The sequence below is a fragment of the Gammaproteobacteria bacterium genome, assembly GCA_029884425.1.
Taxonomy (GTDB): Bacteria; Pseudomonadota; Gammaproteobacteria; order S012-40; family S012-40; genus JAOUHV01.
The window spans coordinates 82,598-99,040 of the sequence record JAOUHV010000006.1 but is presented as its reverse complement, the minus strand read 5'-3'; the positions used below and the strand labels follow the sequence as shown (position 1 = coordinate 99,040).

Genomic DNA, 16,443 nt, shown 5'->3' with positions numbered 1-16,443 from the left:
CGCAAGCTGTTTTTCCAGGAAGCCAGCATCCTGGCGGCGATCGATCATCCGAACATTGTCAAAGTGTTGGATTTCGAACAAAGCAACAACACCATCTACAGTGTGTTGAGCTACGAGCGTGGCATGAGCCTGCATTCGTACCTGCGGCGGCTGAAAAAACCGATGTCCGAACGGCGGCTGAAATTGATCTTCATCGCCCTGCTTGATGCGCTGTCGACGGTACATGCCCAGGGGCTGCTGCATCTGGACATCAAGCCGGGCAATATTTACCTGCGGGAAAACAAGGGTCCACTGCTGCTGGATTTTGGAGCGGTGCACAAAATTCTGCAGTCGGCACCACAGCGGCTGTTTCCGGTGGTGACTCACGGTTTTTCGCCGCCGGAGCAATCCAGCAAAAATGCCACCATGGGGCCGGCCAGCGATCTCTACGCGGTGGGGGCGAGTATGCGCGCCTGCATTGAGGGTCATCCGCCGGTGGCGGCCAAAGACCGGCGCAAAGGGGTGGAGATGAAACCCTGTGCCGAAGCCCATGCCGGCCAGTATTCGGAACTGCTGCTGCACGTTATCGACTGGTGCATGGAAATGGACTACAACGACCGGCCCCGCAGCGCCCAGGAAGTGCTCAAGTTGTTGCGCCTGGAAAACACCCTGATGTCTGAAGCGGTCTAGTCAACGTCGCACCGCCTGGCTTTAGCGCGTATAATCCCCCGCTAATTTTAAATGATAAAAATCAGGGAATAGTCATGCGACCAAGTGGTAGAGCGACAAATCAGCTGCGCCAAATCAAAATAACCCGTCATTACACCAAGCACGCCGAAGGTTCGGTGCTGATTGAGTTTGGCGACACGAAAGTGTTGTGCAACGCCAGTATCGAAGAGCGCGTGCCGCGTTTTCTCAATGGCAAAGGCCAAGGCTGGGTGACTGCCGAATATGGCATGTTGCCTCGTTCTACCGGCGAGCGCATGGCTCGCGAAGCCGCACGTGGTGGTCAAGGTGGACGCACCATGGAAATTCAGCGTCTGATAGGCCGTTCATTGCGTGCCGTGATGGACATGGACAAATTGGGCGAGCGCACCATTACGCTGGACTGTGACGTTATCCAGGCCGACGGTGGTACACGTACCGCCTCGATCACGGGCAGTTATGTGGCGCTGGCCGATGCCATTCGTCACCTGATGGCCAAAGGCGATATCAAGAGCAATCCGCTGAAAGCCGGTGTGGCCTCCGTGTCGGTAGGCATCGTCGATGGCGAGCCGGTGCTGGATCTGGATTATCCGGAAGACTCAGCGGCGCACACTGATATGAATGTGGTGATGAACGACAAAGGTCATTTCATCGAAATCCAGGGCACCGCCGAGGGTGAGACCTTTGGTGACGAGCAACTGGCGGCGATGTTGGCGTTGGCCAAAAAAGGCATCACCGAACTACTTGCGGCACAAAAGGCCGCGTTGCAGGACTAACCATGCAGCAAATGGTACTGGCTACCGGCAACAAGGGTAAGGTGGCGGAAATTCAGGCGATGCTGGTTGGTACCGGCATTGAGGTCTTGCCGCAATCGCAATTCGACGTGCCCGAAGTGGATGAAACCGGTTTAACGTTTGTCGAAAACGCGATTCTCAAGGCGCGCCAGGCGGCACGCATCAGCGGATTGCCGGCCATTGCCGATGATTCCGGGCTGGAAGTGGATGCGCTGGGCGGTCAGCCGGGAATTTATTCGTCACGTTACGCCGGTCAGCCGGGCAATGATGCGGCGAACAACGCCAAGTTGCTGCAAGCGCTGCAGGCCGTGGCAGATGATCAGCGGACCGCGCGTTTTCAGTGCGTGATCGTGTTTATGCGTCATGCCGATGATCCGGTACCGTTTATTGCACAAGGAACCTGGGAAGGGCGCATTTTACATGCGCCGGCTGGTAACGGTGGCTTTGGTTATGACCCGCTGTTTTTTGTTGCGGAAGAAGGTTGCGCTTCGGCGCAGCTGGTGGCCGGACGCAAAAACCAGATCAGTCATCGCGCCAGGGCGTTACAAAAATTGGTCGAGTTTCTGAAGAGGTAGGCATATGACTCAAGGAACCTTGTACGTAATTTCTGCCCCATCGGGCGCGGGCAAAACCAGTCAGGTTGCCCAGCTACTCAAGTCCATGGACAACCTGAAGGTGTCGGTGTCCCACACCACACGCGCCAAGCGCGAAGGTGAGCAGGATGGCGTGCATTATCATTTTGTCAGTCGCGATGATTTCATTGCCATGCGCGATCGCGGCGATTTTCTCGAGCATGCCGAGGTGTTTGGCAATTTTTACGGAACATCGCGGGTTTGGTTGCAGCAGCAACTGGACGTCGGCACCGACGTGATTTTGGAAATCGACTGGCAGGGCGCGCAGCAGGTGAAGCGATTGATGCAGCCGGTGAGCATTTTCATTTTGCCGCCGTCACGGGAAGTGTTGCTGGCGCGATTGAAGGGGCGAGCCTCCGACAGCGAAGAAGTGATTGCCCGTCGTACCGCTGAAGCCATTATCGAAATGTCCCATTACCGCGAATTTGACTATCTGGTGGTCAACGACGAATTCGAGCTGGCCCAACAGCAGTTGCAGGGAATTATCCGTACCCAGCGGTTGCGCCAATCGGTGCAGGCGGTGCGGCTCGACGGCTTGTTGACCAAATTACTGGCACAATGACGTCGAATCGGCTAGAATCGCCGGTTCGATAATTCCCCAACCCCCAATGCTGGAGTAATCAATGGCACGTGTAACCGTAGAAGACTGTCTGGAAAACGTCGACAATCGCTTTGAGCTGGTGCTGCTGGCTAGCCGCCGTGCACGTCAGTTGGCAAATGGCCAGGAATCAACGGTTGCTTGGGAAAACGACAAGCCCACTGTCGTGGCCTTGCGTGAAATCGCTCAAGGCAATGTAACTCCCGCTAGCATGCGTGCGCAGGAAAAAGCCAAGCAAGCGGCCGAAGCTGAGCAAGCTGCCGCTGCAGCCATCGCTGCCCGCGTTGAAGAAGATACCGACGAGGAATAATCACCTCGTGTCCCATCCGCCAGGCAGGTGTTTCGGCGGATGGGGAACCCCATTCGTTTCATCATCTTAGACATCTTTTTGCGCCTTGCCGTACAATGGTGGGGCGTGTCCGTTTTTTTGCTGAGTGCATCCGTGGGGGATGAGTGTTCCTGATCAGCGATCTTTGCTCCATTCTTGAAACCTACATGGACCCCGAGCAGGTTCGTGGGGTTTATGACGCCTATTTGTTCGGTGCGACTGCCCACGAGGGGCAAAAACGCCTGAGTGGCGAACCCTATATCTATCACCCGCTGGCGGTGGCGCGGATTCTGGCCGAGCTGAAGATGGACGACAAAACCATCATCGCCGCTATTCTGCATGATGTCATGGAAGATACGCCGACCGCCAAAGAACAGCTCGAAGAAAAATTCGGCGCGGAAGTGGCGGATCTGGTCGACGGCGTTTCCAAGCTGACGCAAATCAAATTCGAATCCAAGGCTGAGGCCCAGGCAGAAAATTTCCGCAAGCTGCTGCTGGCGATGTCCAAAGACATCCGCGTCATTTTGATCAAGCTGGCGGACCGGGTGCACAACATGCGCACCATCGGCATTATGCGTCCTGACAAACGCCGACGCATTGCCCATGAAACCCTGGAAATCTACGTGCCGATCGCCAATCGACTGGGCATGAACAACATGCGGGTGGAGTTGCAAGAGCTGGGTTTTGAAGCGCTGTATCCCAATCGCTATCGCGTGCTGAAAAAAGCAATGAAAGCCGCGCGCGGTAACCGCAAAGAAATCGTCAACAAAATCAGCGCCGCCATCACCGATCGTTTTGGCCAGGAAGGACTGAAAGTCGAAATCAATGGCCGCGAAAAACACCTGTACAGCATTTATCAAAAAATGCGCAGCAAAAAGCTGTCGTTTTCCGAGGTGTTTGACGTTTACGCGTTTCGCCTGATCGTCGACAAGGTCGACAGTTGCTATCGCGGACTGGGCATTATTCACAATTTGTACAAGCCGTTGCCCGGCAAATTCAAAGATTACATCGCCATCCCAAAGAAAAACGGTTACCAGTCGCTGCATACCATTTTGTTTGGACCGTTTGGTGTGCCGATCGAAGTACAGATTCGCACCGAAGAAATGCATAAAATTGCCGAGGCGGGCATTGCCTCGCACTGGTTGTACAAATCGGGTGAGGACGATGGTCCCGGCAACGAAGCGCGCGCCAACGAATGGTTGCGCGGCGTGTTGGAGATGCAGCGCACCTCGGGAACTTCGCTGGAATTTTTGGAAAACGTCAAAATCGATTTGTTCCCCGACGTGGTTTACGTATTCAGTCCCAAGGGACAGATTATCGAATTGCCGCGCGGCGCAACGCCAGTGGATTTTGCCTATGCGGTGCATACAGACATCGGCAATACCTGCGTAGCGGCCAAGATCGAGCGCAAGCTGGTGCCACTGCGCACGCCGCTTGAAACTGGCAAAACCGTGGAAATTATTACCGCCAAGGGCGCACGGCCCAATCCCAATTGGCTGAACTTTGTAGTGACCGGAAAAGCACGCACGCATATTCGTCACTTCCTGAAAAATCTGCGAGGCGACGAAGCGGTGGTGTTGGGACGGCGCTTGCTGCAGCGCAGTCTGGAAGTCTCTGGCAAAACGCTGGAAAATATTCCGCAAAAACGTGTGCAGCAAGTGCTGGCCGTTTATCGACTGCAGACGCTGGACGAACTGTTGGTTGAAATTGGTCTGGGTAACCGCATGGCACTGTTGGTGTCGAGGCAATTGACCGGCGAAGCATCACTGAAAGAAGCGGGGCCGAGCGCCAACAAGCTCAAACAAATTTTCACGCGTTATGCGCCGACCTGGCTGGGTGGAGAAAAGCACAATCCCACACCGTTGGCGATCCAGGGTACCGAGGGTGTGATTGTCACTTACGCGCGTTGCTGTCGACCGATTCCCGGCGATCCCATCATCGGCGTATTCAATCCGGGTCGCGGCATTGTGGTGCATACCGGTAATTGCAAAAATACCGGCGATGAAAAGAAGCACCCGGAAAATTGGCTGGATTTGCAGTGGGAAAAGCAGCCTCAGGGCGAATATCCAGTGGAAGTCCGCATTGAAGTCAAAAATCAGCGCGGTGCGCTGGCGACGGTTGCCTCCGCAGTGGCAGAAAAAGGCGCAAACATCGAGAACGTCAGTGTTGATCAGCGCGATGGCAGTGTGACTGACATTATTCTGGTGCTGGCAGTGAAAGACAGGGTGCATTTGGCCAACATCATTCGTTACATTCGCGGTCTGGAAGAAGTCAACAAAGTGGTTCGCAGTCGCGGTTAATTATTGAGAGGAAAATATGAGCAGAGTTATTGTCAGCACCGACAAGGCGCCGGCCGCCATTGGTACCTATTCTCAAGCCGTTAAGGTGGGTAGTACGGTGTACATGTCCGGGCAGATTCCGTTGGACCCTGCAACGATGGCGTTGGTGCAGGGGCCGATTGAAACACATATTCGCCGGGTGTTTGATAACCTGCAGGCGGTGGCCCAGGCGGCAGGTGGTGATTTGCAGGACGTGGTGAAGCTGAATATCTTTTTGACGGATCTGGCCAATTTTGCAGCGGTGAATGCGGTAATGGCCGAATATTTTCAGCAACCGTATCCTGCCAGGGCGGCGATTGGCGTTGCCCAATTGCCTCGCGGTGCCGAGGTGGAAATGGATGCTGTTCTGGAACTCAATGCCAGATAAGTCATAAACCCGGAGAATATCCGGGTTTTTTTGCGTGTCGCCAAATAAGCCTGTGCTTGCCCTTAGGCTGGATGCTTGGCCGGTCGATAAGGGGAATATTCCGTCGGTGTAACCAATGTGTCGTGAAAAATAATGAAAAAAAACAATGAACCTGTTACCGCGCTGATTTTGTCCGGGGGCGGGGCGCGCGCAGCGTATCAAGTGGGCGTGCTGCAGGGCTTGGCAGATATTTTTCCCAAGCACAGCCCTAATCCCTTTCCTATTTTGTGTGGCACCTCTGCCGGGGCGATCAATGCTGCGGCGATGGCGATTTACGCTGCCCAATTTCGTGAGGCAGTATGGCGTTTGGTGCATGTCTGGGCCAATTTCCACGTGGATCAGGTATTCAGGGCGGGCTTTGGCGGCCTGAGCTTAAGCGCATTGCGCTGGTTGGGAACGCTGACCGGTGGCATCGGTGGAAATCAGCCGGTTTCCCTGCTGGATCGCACACCGTTGGCGCATTTGCTCAGTCAATACATGCCGTTTGAGCAAATTTCACAAACGATCAAAGATGGGCACGTCAGAGCACTGTGCCTGACAGCATCGAGTTATTCTGGTGGTGAGACTGTTTCGTTTTTTCAGGGCGACGAAAGTATCGAGCCCTGGGTTCGCAGTCGTCGGGTCGGGGTAAGAGACACCATAGGCATTGAGCACTTACTAGCGTCGTCGGCGATTCCGTTCGTTTTTGCGCCGCAGCGTATCGGTGACGAATACTTTGGTGACGGCTCAATGCGGCAAACGGCGCCGCTCAGCCCAGCGATGCACCTGGGAGCCGATCGGTTGGTGGTGATCGGGGTGCGCCACATAGATACAGCTCCGGTGGTGGCAAGACGGCACAAAGAGCCGTCATTGGGTGAGGTGGCAGGTCATGTGCTGGACAGTATTTTCTTGGATACGCTGGACGTGGATGTTGAGCGGGTGCAGCGTAACAATCGTTTCATTGAGCAGATTCCCAACAAACATTTGCCCGAAGACAGCGCGACCCTGCGTCCGGTAGATGTGCTGTTTATTTCACCATCTCAGGATTTATACAAAATCGCCGAAAAACACGCGCAGTTGATGCCGTTGAGTGTGCGCTTTTTCTTGCGTGCACTGGGTGTGAAAAATGAGCGTGGCTCAAATTTGCTGAGTTACCTATTGTTTGAAAAAGCATATTGCAGAGATCTCATCGCACTGGGATACGCGGATACTCTGGCCAGACGCAAGGAAATTTGTGAATTTTTCGGTTTGTGCGAAGAGCACGGCAAAAAAGTTGATAAATTTTATTAGCCTTTAAGAAAGCGTTAAGACCTACCCCGTTAAATAGACCCATCAGCAACGTGTCGACCGCAGGGGGATGTGGGGCTGAGCGATAATAATAAGAAAAAGCGCTACAAATCATAACAATAATAACAACACCAATGTTTAGTGGTACCCAAACATCACTGAACACAGAGCGTGCTTTCCCCTCTTGCCTGCCAAGAGGGGGAATTTCTTCTCCCCACATGGCTTTTCTCCTTTCTCCCCGGTTCTTTTGCTAAACTCTGCTACCTTTCGGTTGATGCAATTCGATAATTTCCAGGAGTACATTTTTTCCCATGAATATTTCTCAGCAGATTGCCAGCGAACTGCAGGTGTTGCCTGCGCAGGTATTGGCCGCCGTCAAGTTGCTGGATGAAGGGGCAACGGTCCCGTTTATTGCCCGCTATCGTAAAGAAATGACCGGTGGACTGGACGATACCCAGTTGCGTAACCTGCAAGAGCGTCTGGTTTACCTGCGCGAACTGGAAGATCGTCGCGAAACGGTGCTCAAAAGCATCGAAGAGCAGGAAAAGCTGACCCCCGAGCTCAAAGCCGCCATTTTGGCTGCGGATACCAAGCAGCGCCTGGAAGATTTGTATCGCCCCTACATGCCCAAGCGCCGCACCAAGGGCCAGATCGCTCGCGAAGCAGGGCTGGAGCCATTGGCCAAAGCGCTGCTGGCCGATCCGAAGCTGGACCCCGAAACCGAGGCTTTGCCCTACATCAACAAAGACAAAGAAGTGCCCGATGCCAAGGCTGCGCTGGATGGTGCCCGGCAGATTTTGATGGAAGACTTTGCCGATGATCCCGAGCTGTCGGGCAAAGTGCGTGACTATCTGTGGGCCAATGCCAAGTTGCAATCCAAGGTGGTGGCCGGCAAGGAGCAGGAAGGCGCGAAGTTCTCCGACTATTTCGACGCCGCTGAAGCCATTGCCAATTTGCCGTCTCACCGTGCGTTGGCGCTGTACCGTGGTCGCGCCGAAGGCATTCTGCAACTGAATCTGGTGATGGACGAAGGCGACGAGCTGGACAAGTCGGCCAACGAAAGCACCAGTTGCGAGCTGAGCATCGCCAAGCACTTTGGCATCAGCAACCAAGGTCGCCCAGGCGACAAATGGTTGGCTGACACCGCCCGCTGGGCCTGGCGGGTGAAAATGTTCACTCGTCTGGATACCGAATTGAAAATGAAGCTGCGCGAAGCGGCCGAAGCTGAAGCGATCAAGGTATTTTCTACCAACCTGCACGATCTGCTGATGGCGGCTCCGGCTGGCGCGCGCGTGACCATGGGTCTTGACCCCGGTTTCCGTACCGGCGTGAAGGTCGCGGTGGTGGATAACACCGGGAAAATGGTCGATACCGCGCAGATTTATCCGCACGAGCCACAACGCCAGTGGGATCAGGCGCTGTTGACTCTGGCGGCACTGGTGATGAAACACAAGGTCGAGTTGATTGCCATCGGCAACGGTACCGCTTCGCGGGAAACGGACAAGCTGGCTGCCGATCTGATCAAGGCCTACCCGCAAGCCAAGCTGACCAAGATTGTGGTCTCCGAGGCAGGTGCTTCGGTGTATTCCGCCTCGCAATTGGCGGCGGACGAATTCCCCAATCTGGATGTGTCGCTGCGTGGTGCGGTATCGATTGCGCGTCGTCTGCAGGACCCGTTGGCGGAACTGGTGAAAATTGATCCCAAGTCCATCGGCGTAGGCCAGTACCAGCACGACGTTAACCAAAGCCAGTTGATGCGCAGTCTGGAAGGCGTGGTCGAGGACTGCGTGAACAGCGTGGGCGTGGACGTGAACATGGCGTCACCAGCGCTGCTCAGCCAGATTTCCGGTCTGAACAAAACCCTGGCGAAAAACATTGTCGATTACCGCGATGCCAACGGCGCGTTCAAAACCCGCAAACAGCTGTTGGACGTGCCGCGTCTGGGTGCCAAAGCCTACGAACAGGCTGCCGGATTTTTGCGCATTCCCGATGGCGACAATCCGTTGGATGCGTCTGCAGTGCATCCCGAGGCTTACCCGGTGGTGCAGCGCATTCTCGATACCACCGGCAAGGATATCCGTGGTTTGATCGGCGACAGCGCGTTTCTGAAAAAAATCGATCCAAAGAAATTTACCGATGAAACCTTCGGTGAACCCACTGTGCGCGACATTCTGTCCGAGCTGGATAAGCCGGGCCGTGACCCGCGTCCAGAATTTAAAACCGCCGAATTCAAAGAGGGTGTGGAAAAGGTCAGCGACCTGCGCCCTGACATGATTCTGGAAGGCGTGGTGACCAACGTCACCAACTTTGGCGCGTTTGTCGACATCGGCGTACATCAGGATGGTTTGGTACACATCTCTGCGTTGGCGGACAATTTCGTCAAGGACCCGCGCAGCGTGGTCAAGGCCGGTGACGTGGTGAAAGTGAAAGTGCTGGAGGTGGATATTCTGCGCAATCGCATTTCACTGACCATGCGTATGACCGACAATGCCCGCGAGCACCAGGCACAGCAGGGCGCGGCGGGTGAACGTCTCCCCATGTCAAAAGCCAAGGCGCAGCGTGCCAATCGTCAGCCAGAGCAGACAGGTATGGGTGCGTTCGCGGCAGCGTTTGCCAAGGCCAAGACCAAGGCATAATGATGACCGGTGCGGGAAAGGATTCCCGCTAATCTTCTGTTGTTGCGGGACGATAACTGGGGAACTATCCTATATTAGAGTTATCTAATTTTGTCGTGGCGGCAGAACCGATGTCGCATCCCTTTATCTACAGGAGAAAACCATGAAAAAACAAATAATTGCAGTCGCGTTAGCGGTTTCCGGATTGTTCGCAGGTAATGTACTGGCCTGCGGTGGTGATGGTTCGGGCATGCATATTGGCAAGGTGGTGGCCATAGATAGTTCGGGAAAAACTTTTACAATCAAAGACATGGAATCACAAAAGCCCATTACGTTTAATGCCAGCGACAAGCTGTTGGCGATGGTGCAAAAGCGGGGCGGTACCTTGCAGGTTCACTACGAGCAGAACGACGAAGGCGCACTTAAGGCCGTCAGCATAAATTAATGTTTTTACGGCCCTTTTTCCGCGTGCTTGGCGGTGGTGGAAAAAGGGCCGGCTTTTCCTCCGGTTTGCTAATAGCATCACGTTTTACAGCCCAGTTGCCCATTAAATCGCCATCTTGGTGGCCGATAACCTTAGTGAACAATCGGACCCCATGAGGTGATTTGTGGAAATGAGCGTCTCTTCAGGTGTAACACACCAATTATCCCAGCAAAAAGTGGGTGACGCAGTCGGCGTGCAGGTCGCTAAAAAAGCGATGGACATTGAGGCGCAAAACGCGATTACTCTGGTTCAATCTGCCGCTCAAGCTGCGCCATCCAAGTCAGCTACAGAGGCCCATCTGGGCCAGAATCTGGACCTGATGGTGTAGAAAGTTTTGTTGATTGAAAGTGAAAGCAGCGCCTTCGGGCGCTGCTTTTTTTTGTTTGGTTGACCTGTCTTTGACTTTGCCACACACTTTGGCCTGACCGAAAACAAAAAGGAAAACCCGTGGCAGAACAATCACCAATGCTAGATGCGCAAACCCTTTACGTGGATGCGCTGCCCCTGCGTTCATTGGCCAGAGAAACCATTTCGTTGGAAGCCGCACTGGGTCGAGTTCTCGCCAGTGATCTGGTTGCCCCCATGGACGTGCCGCCATACCCGCGCGCGATTGTCGAAGGCTACCTGGTGGCCACCGATGAAACCAAGCCTGCCGGCGATGCTTCACCGATAGGCTTCAACATTACGGGCAAAGTTCTGCCAGGCGATGCGGTCTGTCCCAAACCCGAGCCGGGCACGGGTATCGAAGTTGTGACCGGTTCGATTGTGCCTGCCGGCAACTACAGCATTGTGCGCATGTGGGAAGTCAAGATTGAGGGCGCGCGTTTCAGCATCACGCGTCCTTTTCCGCCGGGCTTTTTCATCGAGGCGCAGGGATGTGATCTGAAAAAAGGCAGCGTAGTGTTGGCCGCCGGCCACAAGTTGACGCCCATGGACATCGGCAATATCGCCAGCCTCGGCATCAGCCAGATTGAGGTGGTGAAACAGCCAAAAATAACGATTTTTGCCTCCGGTGACGAAGTGATTCCCTACACCGACAAGCCCAAGCCCGGCTGCATCTTTGACTGCAACTCCGTCATGTTGGCGGCAGCGGTCAGTGAGGCCGGCGGAGTGGCGGTCCAGGGCGGCATTCAGGGCGATGATTTTGCTGCCTTCGTCGCCACAGTACGTACCGCGTTGAGCAATTCAGACATGGTGGTGATCTCCGGTGGTACGGCGGTAGATGGCCGTGACTTCATTTCGGATCTGATTCGCGAAGTCGGGACGTTGGTGGTCGACGGGGTGAAAATGCGCTCCGGTCGTCCGCTGATCATGGGGCACGCCAAGGGTAAGCCGATTGTGTGCGTCGCAGGTCATCCACCCGAAGCCTTGCGCGGCTTCGCCTTGTTCGGCGTTGCGGCAATTAACAAAATCAGTGGTCGCGAGGTCGATTTGCCTGAAGACCCAAATCCGCCAGCGCCGATGCCGACGCGCTAGCGGCTGGAGTGGTCGATATCTGAGCAATTTTGCGAGCTGTGTCCCAGTTTGAATGGAATTTAACCAGAAAGGTGCACAGTTCACAGGGAAATTCCCTGTCAGGGCGATACATGGGGTATCACCCAACAGAGGAGTGAAGTGAGATGGACGCGAACGTAACCCATGATTTAGGCACGCTGTATCTGCTTTTGGGCGTTATTGCGGTCATCGCCCTGGCGGTCGTGATGAATATCGAAGCCTTGAGTGGTGGGGCGAAGTTGTTGCTGGTGACGCTGGTGGTGGCGGTGACGGTCAGTGTTGGTCACTATCAGTACCGGCAGCAATCCGGCGGTGTTGAGCAAACAGTTGCTTCGGCAAAAGATGCAGGTGAAGCGTTTGGCCACATCGTGCGACAATTGCGGCAGTAAAGCACTTTGAAGTGGAATGCGAAAAGAAGGGCCTTCGGGCCCTTTTTTGTTTTTAAAACAGGATGGTGGTATGGATTTGCAGCCTTTGTTGGCGATCATCAAACAGGTCGCGCGAGAAGAACTGGTGCCGCGTTTTGCCAAGGCAACGCGATCGTTGAAGGCCGATGGCAGTATCGTGACCGAAGCGGATTTGATCGCTCAGCAGCGGATTTCCGATGCGCTGGCGCAGTTGTATCCCGACTACGATTTTTTGGGCGAGGAAATGTCACCAGACCAGCAACAACGCATGCTGGAATCGGACAAGCCTTGCTGGTGTCTGGACCCGCTGGACGGCACGTCTAATTTCGCCGCCGGGATCAGTTATTTTTGCGTATCGTTATCGTTGATCGAAGACGGCAAAGTGAAATTGGCCGTGGTGTACGACCCGATGCGCGATGAAATGTTTGCGGCCGATGAAAACGGTGCAACCCTGAATGGCGAGCCGCTGGTGCTGCAGGATAGTGGTTTGCCGATTCGCCAAAGTATTGCACTGGTGGATTTGAAACGCCTGAAAAAACCGCTGCAGTACAAGCTGGTGGATGCTACGCCGTATGCGTCTCAGCGCAGCTTTGGGTCGGTGGCGCTGGACTGGTGCTGGCTGGCCGCTGGCCGGGTGCACCTGTATCTGCACGGTCGTTCCAACATTTGGGACTATGGTGCGGGGAATTACATTTTTACCCAGGCCGGCGGGCGTTCATGCACGCTGGATGGCGAGCCGGTGTTTGTGGCGGCGATGACGCCGCGCTCGTGCGTGGGCGCAGTCGATCAATCATTGTTTGCCCAGTGGTGCGAATTTCTCGACATCAACGAGCCGCGCTGATTCCGTTTTCCGTGTCAGGCAGTTCCGCCAGCAGTTGGGCAAAGCCAGGCACGGAAAAAAAGTCCGGATTCAATTGTGTGACCCGCTTGGACGAAGGTTTGCCGATGTGCAGCAGATGCGTGAAGCCCGCGCGCTTGGCCGACTGCAGCACCGACAAGGTGTCATCGGCAAACAAGGTGCGCTGGATATCGTAGGGTTCATGTTGCTGTAGCCTATCCCAGAACTCGACATTTTCCTTGGGCAGTCCCACTTGGTGCGAGGTGATGATCGCGTCGAACTGCGATTGCAGACCGGTGTGCTGCATTTTCAGCGCGACAACTTTCGGGTGAGCGTTGGTCATCAGCACCAGTCGTTTGCCTTGCGCACGCATCCGCTGCAAAAACTCCAGAACACCATCGTGAATGGCAATCAGGTGGGCGACCTGATTTTTCAGCTCTGCCACGTTCAGTCCCAATTCCCGCGACCAATAATCGACGCAATACCAGTCCAGCGTGCCCTTGGTGGCTTCGAATTTAGGTGCCAGTTCGCGACTGGCTTGCTCAATGGTGAGCTGGTGATGACTGGCGTAGGCTTCCGGCAAAAAATCCTGCCAAAAATGATCGTCAAAATGCAGATCCAGCAGGGTGCCGTCCATATCCAGAAAAATGCAGTCGATGGTTTGCCAGTCAAACATGACGATGAATAGTCCTCGGCCGAAAGAAATAAGTCGTTATAATCAGTGCTGGCGCAAGCAGGCTCACATCCAACCACGAGGCAGTCATGAGCGAAAACGAAGAAGTCAGCGTTCCCATTGTAATGTGTTTTTCAGGCGCTGATCCAACCGGCGGTGCAGGAATTCAGGCCGACATCGAGACGCTGGCGAGCATGGGTTGCCACGCGGTACCGGTGATTACCGCCTTGACGGTGCAAGACACGCAGGATGTGAAAGGCTACTCCCCTTGTGATTTGAGCATGATTACCGAGCAGGCCAGAGCCGTGCTGGAAGACATGCCGGTGGATGCTTTCAAGATCGGCATGCTGGGCAGTATCGAGGCGGTGGAGGCGGTGCACTCCATCTTGCGCGACTATCCGGACATTCCGCTGGTGTTTGATCCGGTGTTGGCTTCCGGGGCGGGGACGCCGCTGGCCAGCGGCGATTTTATTGATGCGATTGTCAGTCTGCTGTTGCCGGAAACCACGATTTTTACCCCCAACAGCATAGAGGCGCGCGCTATCGCCCAAGGTGCGGACAGTCCCGAGGCCTGTGCCCATGAGCTGCTGGAAATGGGAGCCGAGTACGTGCTGATTACCGGCACGCACGAAAATACCGAAAAAGTGCGCAACTTGCTGTTCACCAATCATCGCCTGCTGGACACGTTTGAGTTTCAGCGCTTGCCGCACAGTTATCACGGTTCGGGTTGTACCCTGGCATCGGGCATTGCCGGCCTGCTGGCGCAGGGCCTGGACCCGTTGTCAGCGGTGCATGAAGCGCAGGAGTTTACCTGGCAGGCGCTCAAACATGGCCGCCGCGTGGGCATGGGGCAGTATTTACCCAACCGTTTTTTCTGGGCGCAACACGGTACGCCGGACGAAGATTGATGGCTCGGATTCATGGGTTGTACGCGGTGACGCCGGATAGCGATCAGCCGCAGCGTCTATTGCAACAGGTGGCGGCGGCATTGGCTGGTGGCGCTCGCGTGCTGCAGTATCGCGACAAGATCAATGAACCTGCGGTTCGTCTCGACACCGCGCGGCAAATCCGGGCGCTGTGCGATGCGACCGGCGCGACGTTCATCATCAATGATGACGTACAACTTGCCCTGGCCTGCGGTGCCGATGGCGTACACGTGGGCAAGGATGATCTGGCGTTGGAGCAGGCCCGCGTAGCGTTGCCCGACAAGATCATCGGCGTGTCCTGCTACAACCAGTTGCAGCGTGCGCAGGACATGGCCGCAAGGGGCGCAGACTACGTCGCTTTTGGCCGGTTTTTTCCATCCAAAACCAAACCCAATGCCGCCCAGGCCGAGCTGGAATTATTACGCCGCGCGCGGGTCGAACTGTCGTTGCCGATAGTAGCGATTGGCGGAGTGACCATCGATAACGCAGCGCAACTACTGGCCGCCGGCGCAGACAGTGTGGCGGTGATCGATGACCTGTTCAGTGCAGCGGATATCGAAGCCCGCGCCAGCGCCTATGCGGCGCTTTTTGCGTGATATACTGGCCGCAACGCAACAAGAACTGATTAAAAAGGAAAGATCATAATGACCCGTTCTCACGATTTGTTTGTCCAGGCCCAGAAGACTATTCCCGGCGGCGTGAATTCGCCGGTGCGCGCGTTTAAGGGCGTGGGCGGTGATCCGATATTTTTCGCCAAGGGCGAAGGCGCGTATCTGTACGACGAAGATGGCAACAAATATATCGACTACGTGGCCTCCTGGGGACCAATGATTGGCGGTCATTCGCATCCTGACGTGATCAAGGCAGTGCAGGAAACCGTGGCCAAAGGTCTGGGTTTTGGTGCGCCGACCTCGATTGAAACCGTGATGGCGGAAAAGGTTTGTGAGCTGGTGCCCTCCTGCGAAATGGTGCGCATGGTCAGCTCCGGTACCGAGGCAACCATGACGGCGATTCGCCTGGCGCGCGGTTATACCGGTCGCGACAAGATCGTGAAATTCGAAGGCTGCTACCACGGCCACTCAGATTCTCTGCTGGTGAAAGCCGGCTCCGGCGCGCTGACCCTGGGTGTACCTACTTCACCGGGTGTACCTGCGTCGCTGGCCGAGCACACCATTACCCTGACCTACAACAACATCGACGAAGTGAAGCAGGTGTTCGCCGACATTGGCAACCAGATCGCCTGTATCATCGTCGAGCCTGTGGCCGGCAACATGAACTGCATGCCGCCGGTGCCTGGCTTCCTCGAAGGTCTACGAGAAGTGTGTGACAAGAGCGGCGCAGTGTTGATTTTCGACGAAGTCATGACGGGTTTCCGTGTGGCTCTGGGCGGTGCGCAGCAGCACTATGGCATCAAGCCTGACCTGACCACGCTGGGCAAGGTCATCGGTGGTGGTATGCCGGTGGGTGCGTTTGGTGGCAAGCGTGAAATCATGCAGAAAATCGCGCCGCTGGGTCCGGTTTATCAGGCGGGCACGTTGTCCGGAAACCCTGTTTCCATGGCAGCGGGTCTGGCGACCCTGAAGATTGCCTCCAAGCCTGGTTTCCATGCTGAACTGTCACGTTTGGCCAAGCTGTTGTGCGAAGGCCTGGAGCAGCGCGCCAAATCGGCGGGCATTCCGCTGACCACCAATCAGGTGGGTGGCATGTTTGGTTTCTTCTTCAGCAAGGACAAAAAAATCACGACCTTCAAACAGGTGACCGAGTGCGACATGCCACGCTTCCAGAAGTTTTATCACGGCATGCTGGAGCATGGCGTGTATCTGGCGCCCTCTGCCTATGAGGCAGGCTTTGTTTCCGGCGCACACACCGATGCACACATTCAGGCGACTCTGGATGCGGCGGAAAAGGTCTTTGCGACTCTTTAAACCCTACCCACTTTTGGCGGCCACAACCGTGGCC

Annotated in this window: 17 protein-coding genes and 1 pseudogene; 17 read left to right on the top strand and 1 reads right to left on the bottom strand. The window is 55.3% G+C overall.

What is annotated here, in order from left to right; translation table 11 throughout:
• The 14 genes and pseudogenes from OEW58_03065 to OEW58_03000 all read left to right on the top strand — a co-directional run.
• Window positions 1-669 (top strand): serine/threonine protein kinase (locus OEW58_03065; GenBank protein MDH5300326.1); only part of this gene is annotated, 669 nt, incomplete at its 5' end.
• Between the two features lie 74 nt (window positions 670-743).
• Window positions 744-1,460, top strand: a complete 717-nt coding sequence (gene rph, locus OEW58_03060; protein MDH5300325.1) for a ribonuclease PH — start codon at window positions 744-746, stop codon at window positions 1,458-1,460.
• Window positions 1,461-1,462: 2 nt separating this feature from the next.
• Window positions 1,463-2,053 (top strand): XTP/dITP diphosphatase, encoded by a 591-nt coding sequence (locus OEW58_03055; protein ID MDH5300324.1) that lies wholly within the window; start codon window positions 1,463-1,465, stop codon window positions 2,051-2,053.
• A gap of 4 nt (window positions 2,054-2,057) precedes the next feature.
• Window positions 2,058-2,672 carry a guanylate kinase gene (gene gmk / locus OEW58_03050; GenBank protein MDH5300323.1) on the top strand — a complete coding sequence of 205 codons (615 nt, stop codon included), beginning with the start codon at window positions 2,058-2,060 and terminating at the stop codon, window positions 2,670-2,672.
• 61 nt (window positions 2,673-2,733) lie between these two features.
• Entirely contained in the window at window positions 2,734-3,018 is a 285-nt protein-coding gene (rpoZ, locus tag OEW58_03045) for a DNA-directed RNA polymerase subunit omega (protein ID MDH5300322.1), read from the top strand.
• Window positions 3,019-3,161: 143 nt separating this feature from the next.
• Complete coding sequence (gene spoT / locus OEW58_03040) at window positions 3,162-5,336, top strand: bifunctional GTP diphosphokinase/guanosine-3',5'-bis pyrophosphate 3'-pyrophosphohydrolase (GenBank protein MDH5300321.1); 2,175 nt, start codon at window positions 3,162-3,164, stop codon at window positions 5,334-5,336.
• Between the two features lie 16 nt (window positions 5,337-5,352).
• On the top strand, window positions 5,353-5,742 hold the full coding sequence (locus OEW58_03035) for a RidA family protein (protein ID MDH5300320.1): 390 nt from the start codon (window positions 5,353-5,355) through the stop codon (window positions 5,740-5,742).
• Between the two features lie 132 nt (window positions 5,743-5,874).
• Window positions 5,875-7,050, top strand: a complete 1,176-nt coding sequence (locus OEW58_03030; GenBank protein MDH5300319.1) for a patatin-like phospholipase family protein — start codon at window positions 5,875-5,877, stop codon at window positions 7,048-7,050.
• 308 nt (window positions 7,051-7,358) lie between these two features.
• Window positions 7,359-9,539 (top strand): annotated as a pseudogene (locus OEW58_03025) (RNA-binding transcriptional accessory protein).
• 286 nt (window positions 9,540-9,825) lie between these two features.
• Entirely contained in the window at window positions 9,826-10,107 is a 282-nt protein-coding gene (locus OEW58_03020) for a hypothetical protein (protein MDH5300318.1), read from the top strand.
• A gap of 169 nt (window positions 10,108-10,276) precedes the next feature.
• Complete coding sequence (locus tag OEW58_03015) at window positions 10,277-10,474, top strand: YjfB family protein (GenBank protein MDH5300317.1); 198 nt, start codon at window positions 10,277-10,279, stop codon at window positions 10,472-10,474.
• Between the two features lie 119 nt (window positions 10,475-10,593).
• The gene (locus OEW58_03010; protein ID MDH5300316.1) at window positions 10,594-11,622 is read left to right on the top strand and encodes a molybdopterin molybdotransferase MoeA; all 1,029 of its coding nucleotides are present in this window, start codon (window positions 10,594-10,596) and stop codon (window positions 11,620-11,622) included.
• Between the two features lie 143 nt (window positions 11,623-11,765).
• Window positions 11,766-12,029 carry a hypothetical protein gene (locus OEW58_03005; GenBank protein ID MDH5300315.1) on the top strand — a complete coding sequence of 88 codons (264 nt, stop codon included), beginning with the start codon at window positions 11,766-11,768 and terminating at the stop codon, window positions 12,027-12,029.
• Between the two features lie 70 nt (window positions 12,030-12,099).
• Window positions 12,100-12,888 (top strand): inositol monophosphatase family protein, encoded by a 789-nt coding sequence (locus OEW58_03000; protein ID MDH5300314.1) that lies wholly within the window; start codon window positions 12,100-12,102, stop codon window positions 12,886-12,888.
• On the opposite strand, the gene yrfG is transcribed toward OEW58_03000, so the two are convergent.
• Window positions 12,872-13,561: a GMP/IMP nucleotidase gene (yrfG, locus tag OEW58_02995; GenBank protein ID MDH5300313.1), complete on the bottom strand. Its 690-nt coding sequence runs from the start codon at window positions 13,559-13,561 to the stop codon at window positions 12,872-12,874. The two genes, OEW58_03000 and yrfG, sit on opposite strands and share 17 nt — an antisense overlap.
• 86 nt (window positions 13,562-13,647) lie before the next feature.
• Here yrfG and OEW58_02990 point away from each other — a divergent pair, with 86 nt between their 5' ends.
• Genes OEW58_02990 through hemL form a run of 3 tightly spaced genes read left to right on the top strand, consistent with a single transcriptional unit; the run spans window position 13,648 to window position 16,409 of the window.
• Window positions 13,648-14,466, top strand: a complete 819-nt coding sequence (locus tag OEW58_02990) for a hydroxymethylpyrimidine/phosphomethylpyrimidine kinase (protein ID MDH5300312.1) — start codon at window positions 13,648-13,650, stop codon at window positions 14,464-14,466.
• Window positions 14,466-15,080 (top strand): thiamine phosphate synthase, encoded by a 615-nt coding sequence (thiE, locus tag OEW58_02985; GenBank protein MDH5300311.1) that lies wholly within the window; start codon window positions 14,466-14,468, stop codon window positions 15,078-15,080. The genes OEW58_02990 and thiE overlap by 1 nt, the downstream gene beginning before the upstream one ends.
• 48 nt (window positions 15,081-15,128) lie before the next feature.
• Window positions 15,129-16,409 (top strand): glutamate-1-semialdehyde 2,1-aminomutase, encoded by a 1,281-nt coding sequence (hemL, locus tag OEW58_02980; GenBank protein ID MDH5300310.1) that lies wholly within the window; start codon window positions 15,129-15,131, stop codon window positions 16,407-16,409.
• Window positions 16,410-16,443 lie beyond the last annotated feature (34 nt).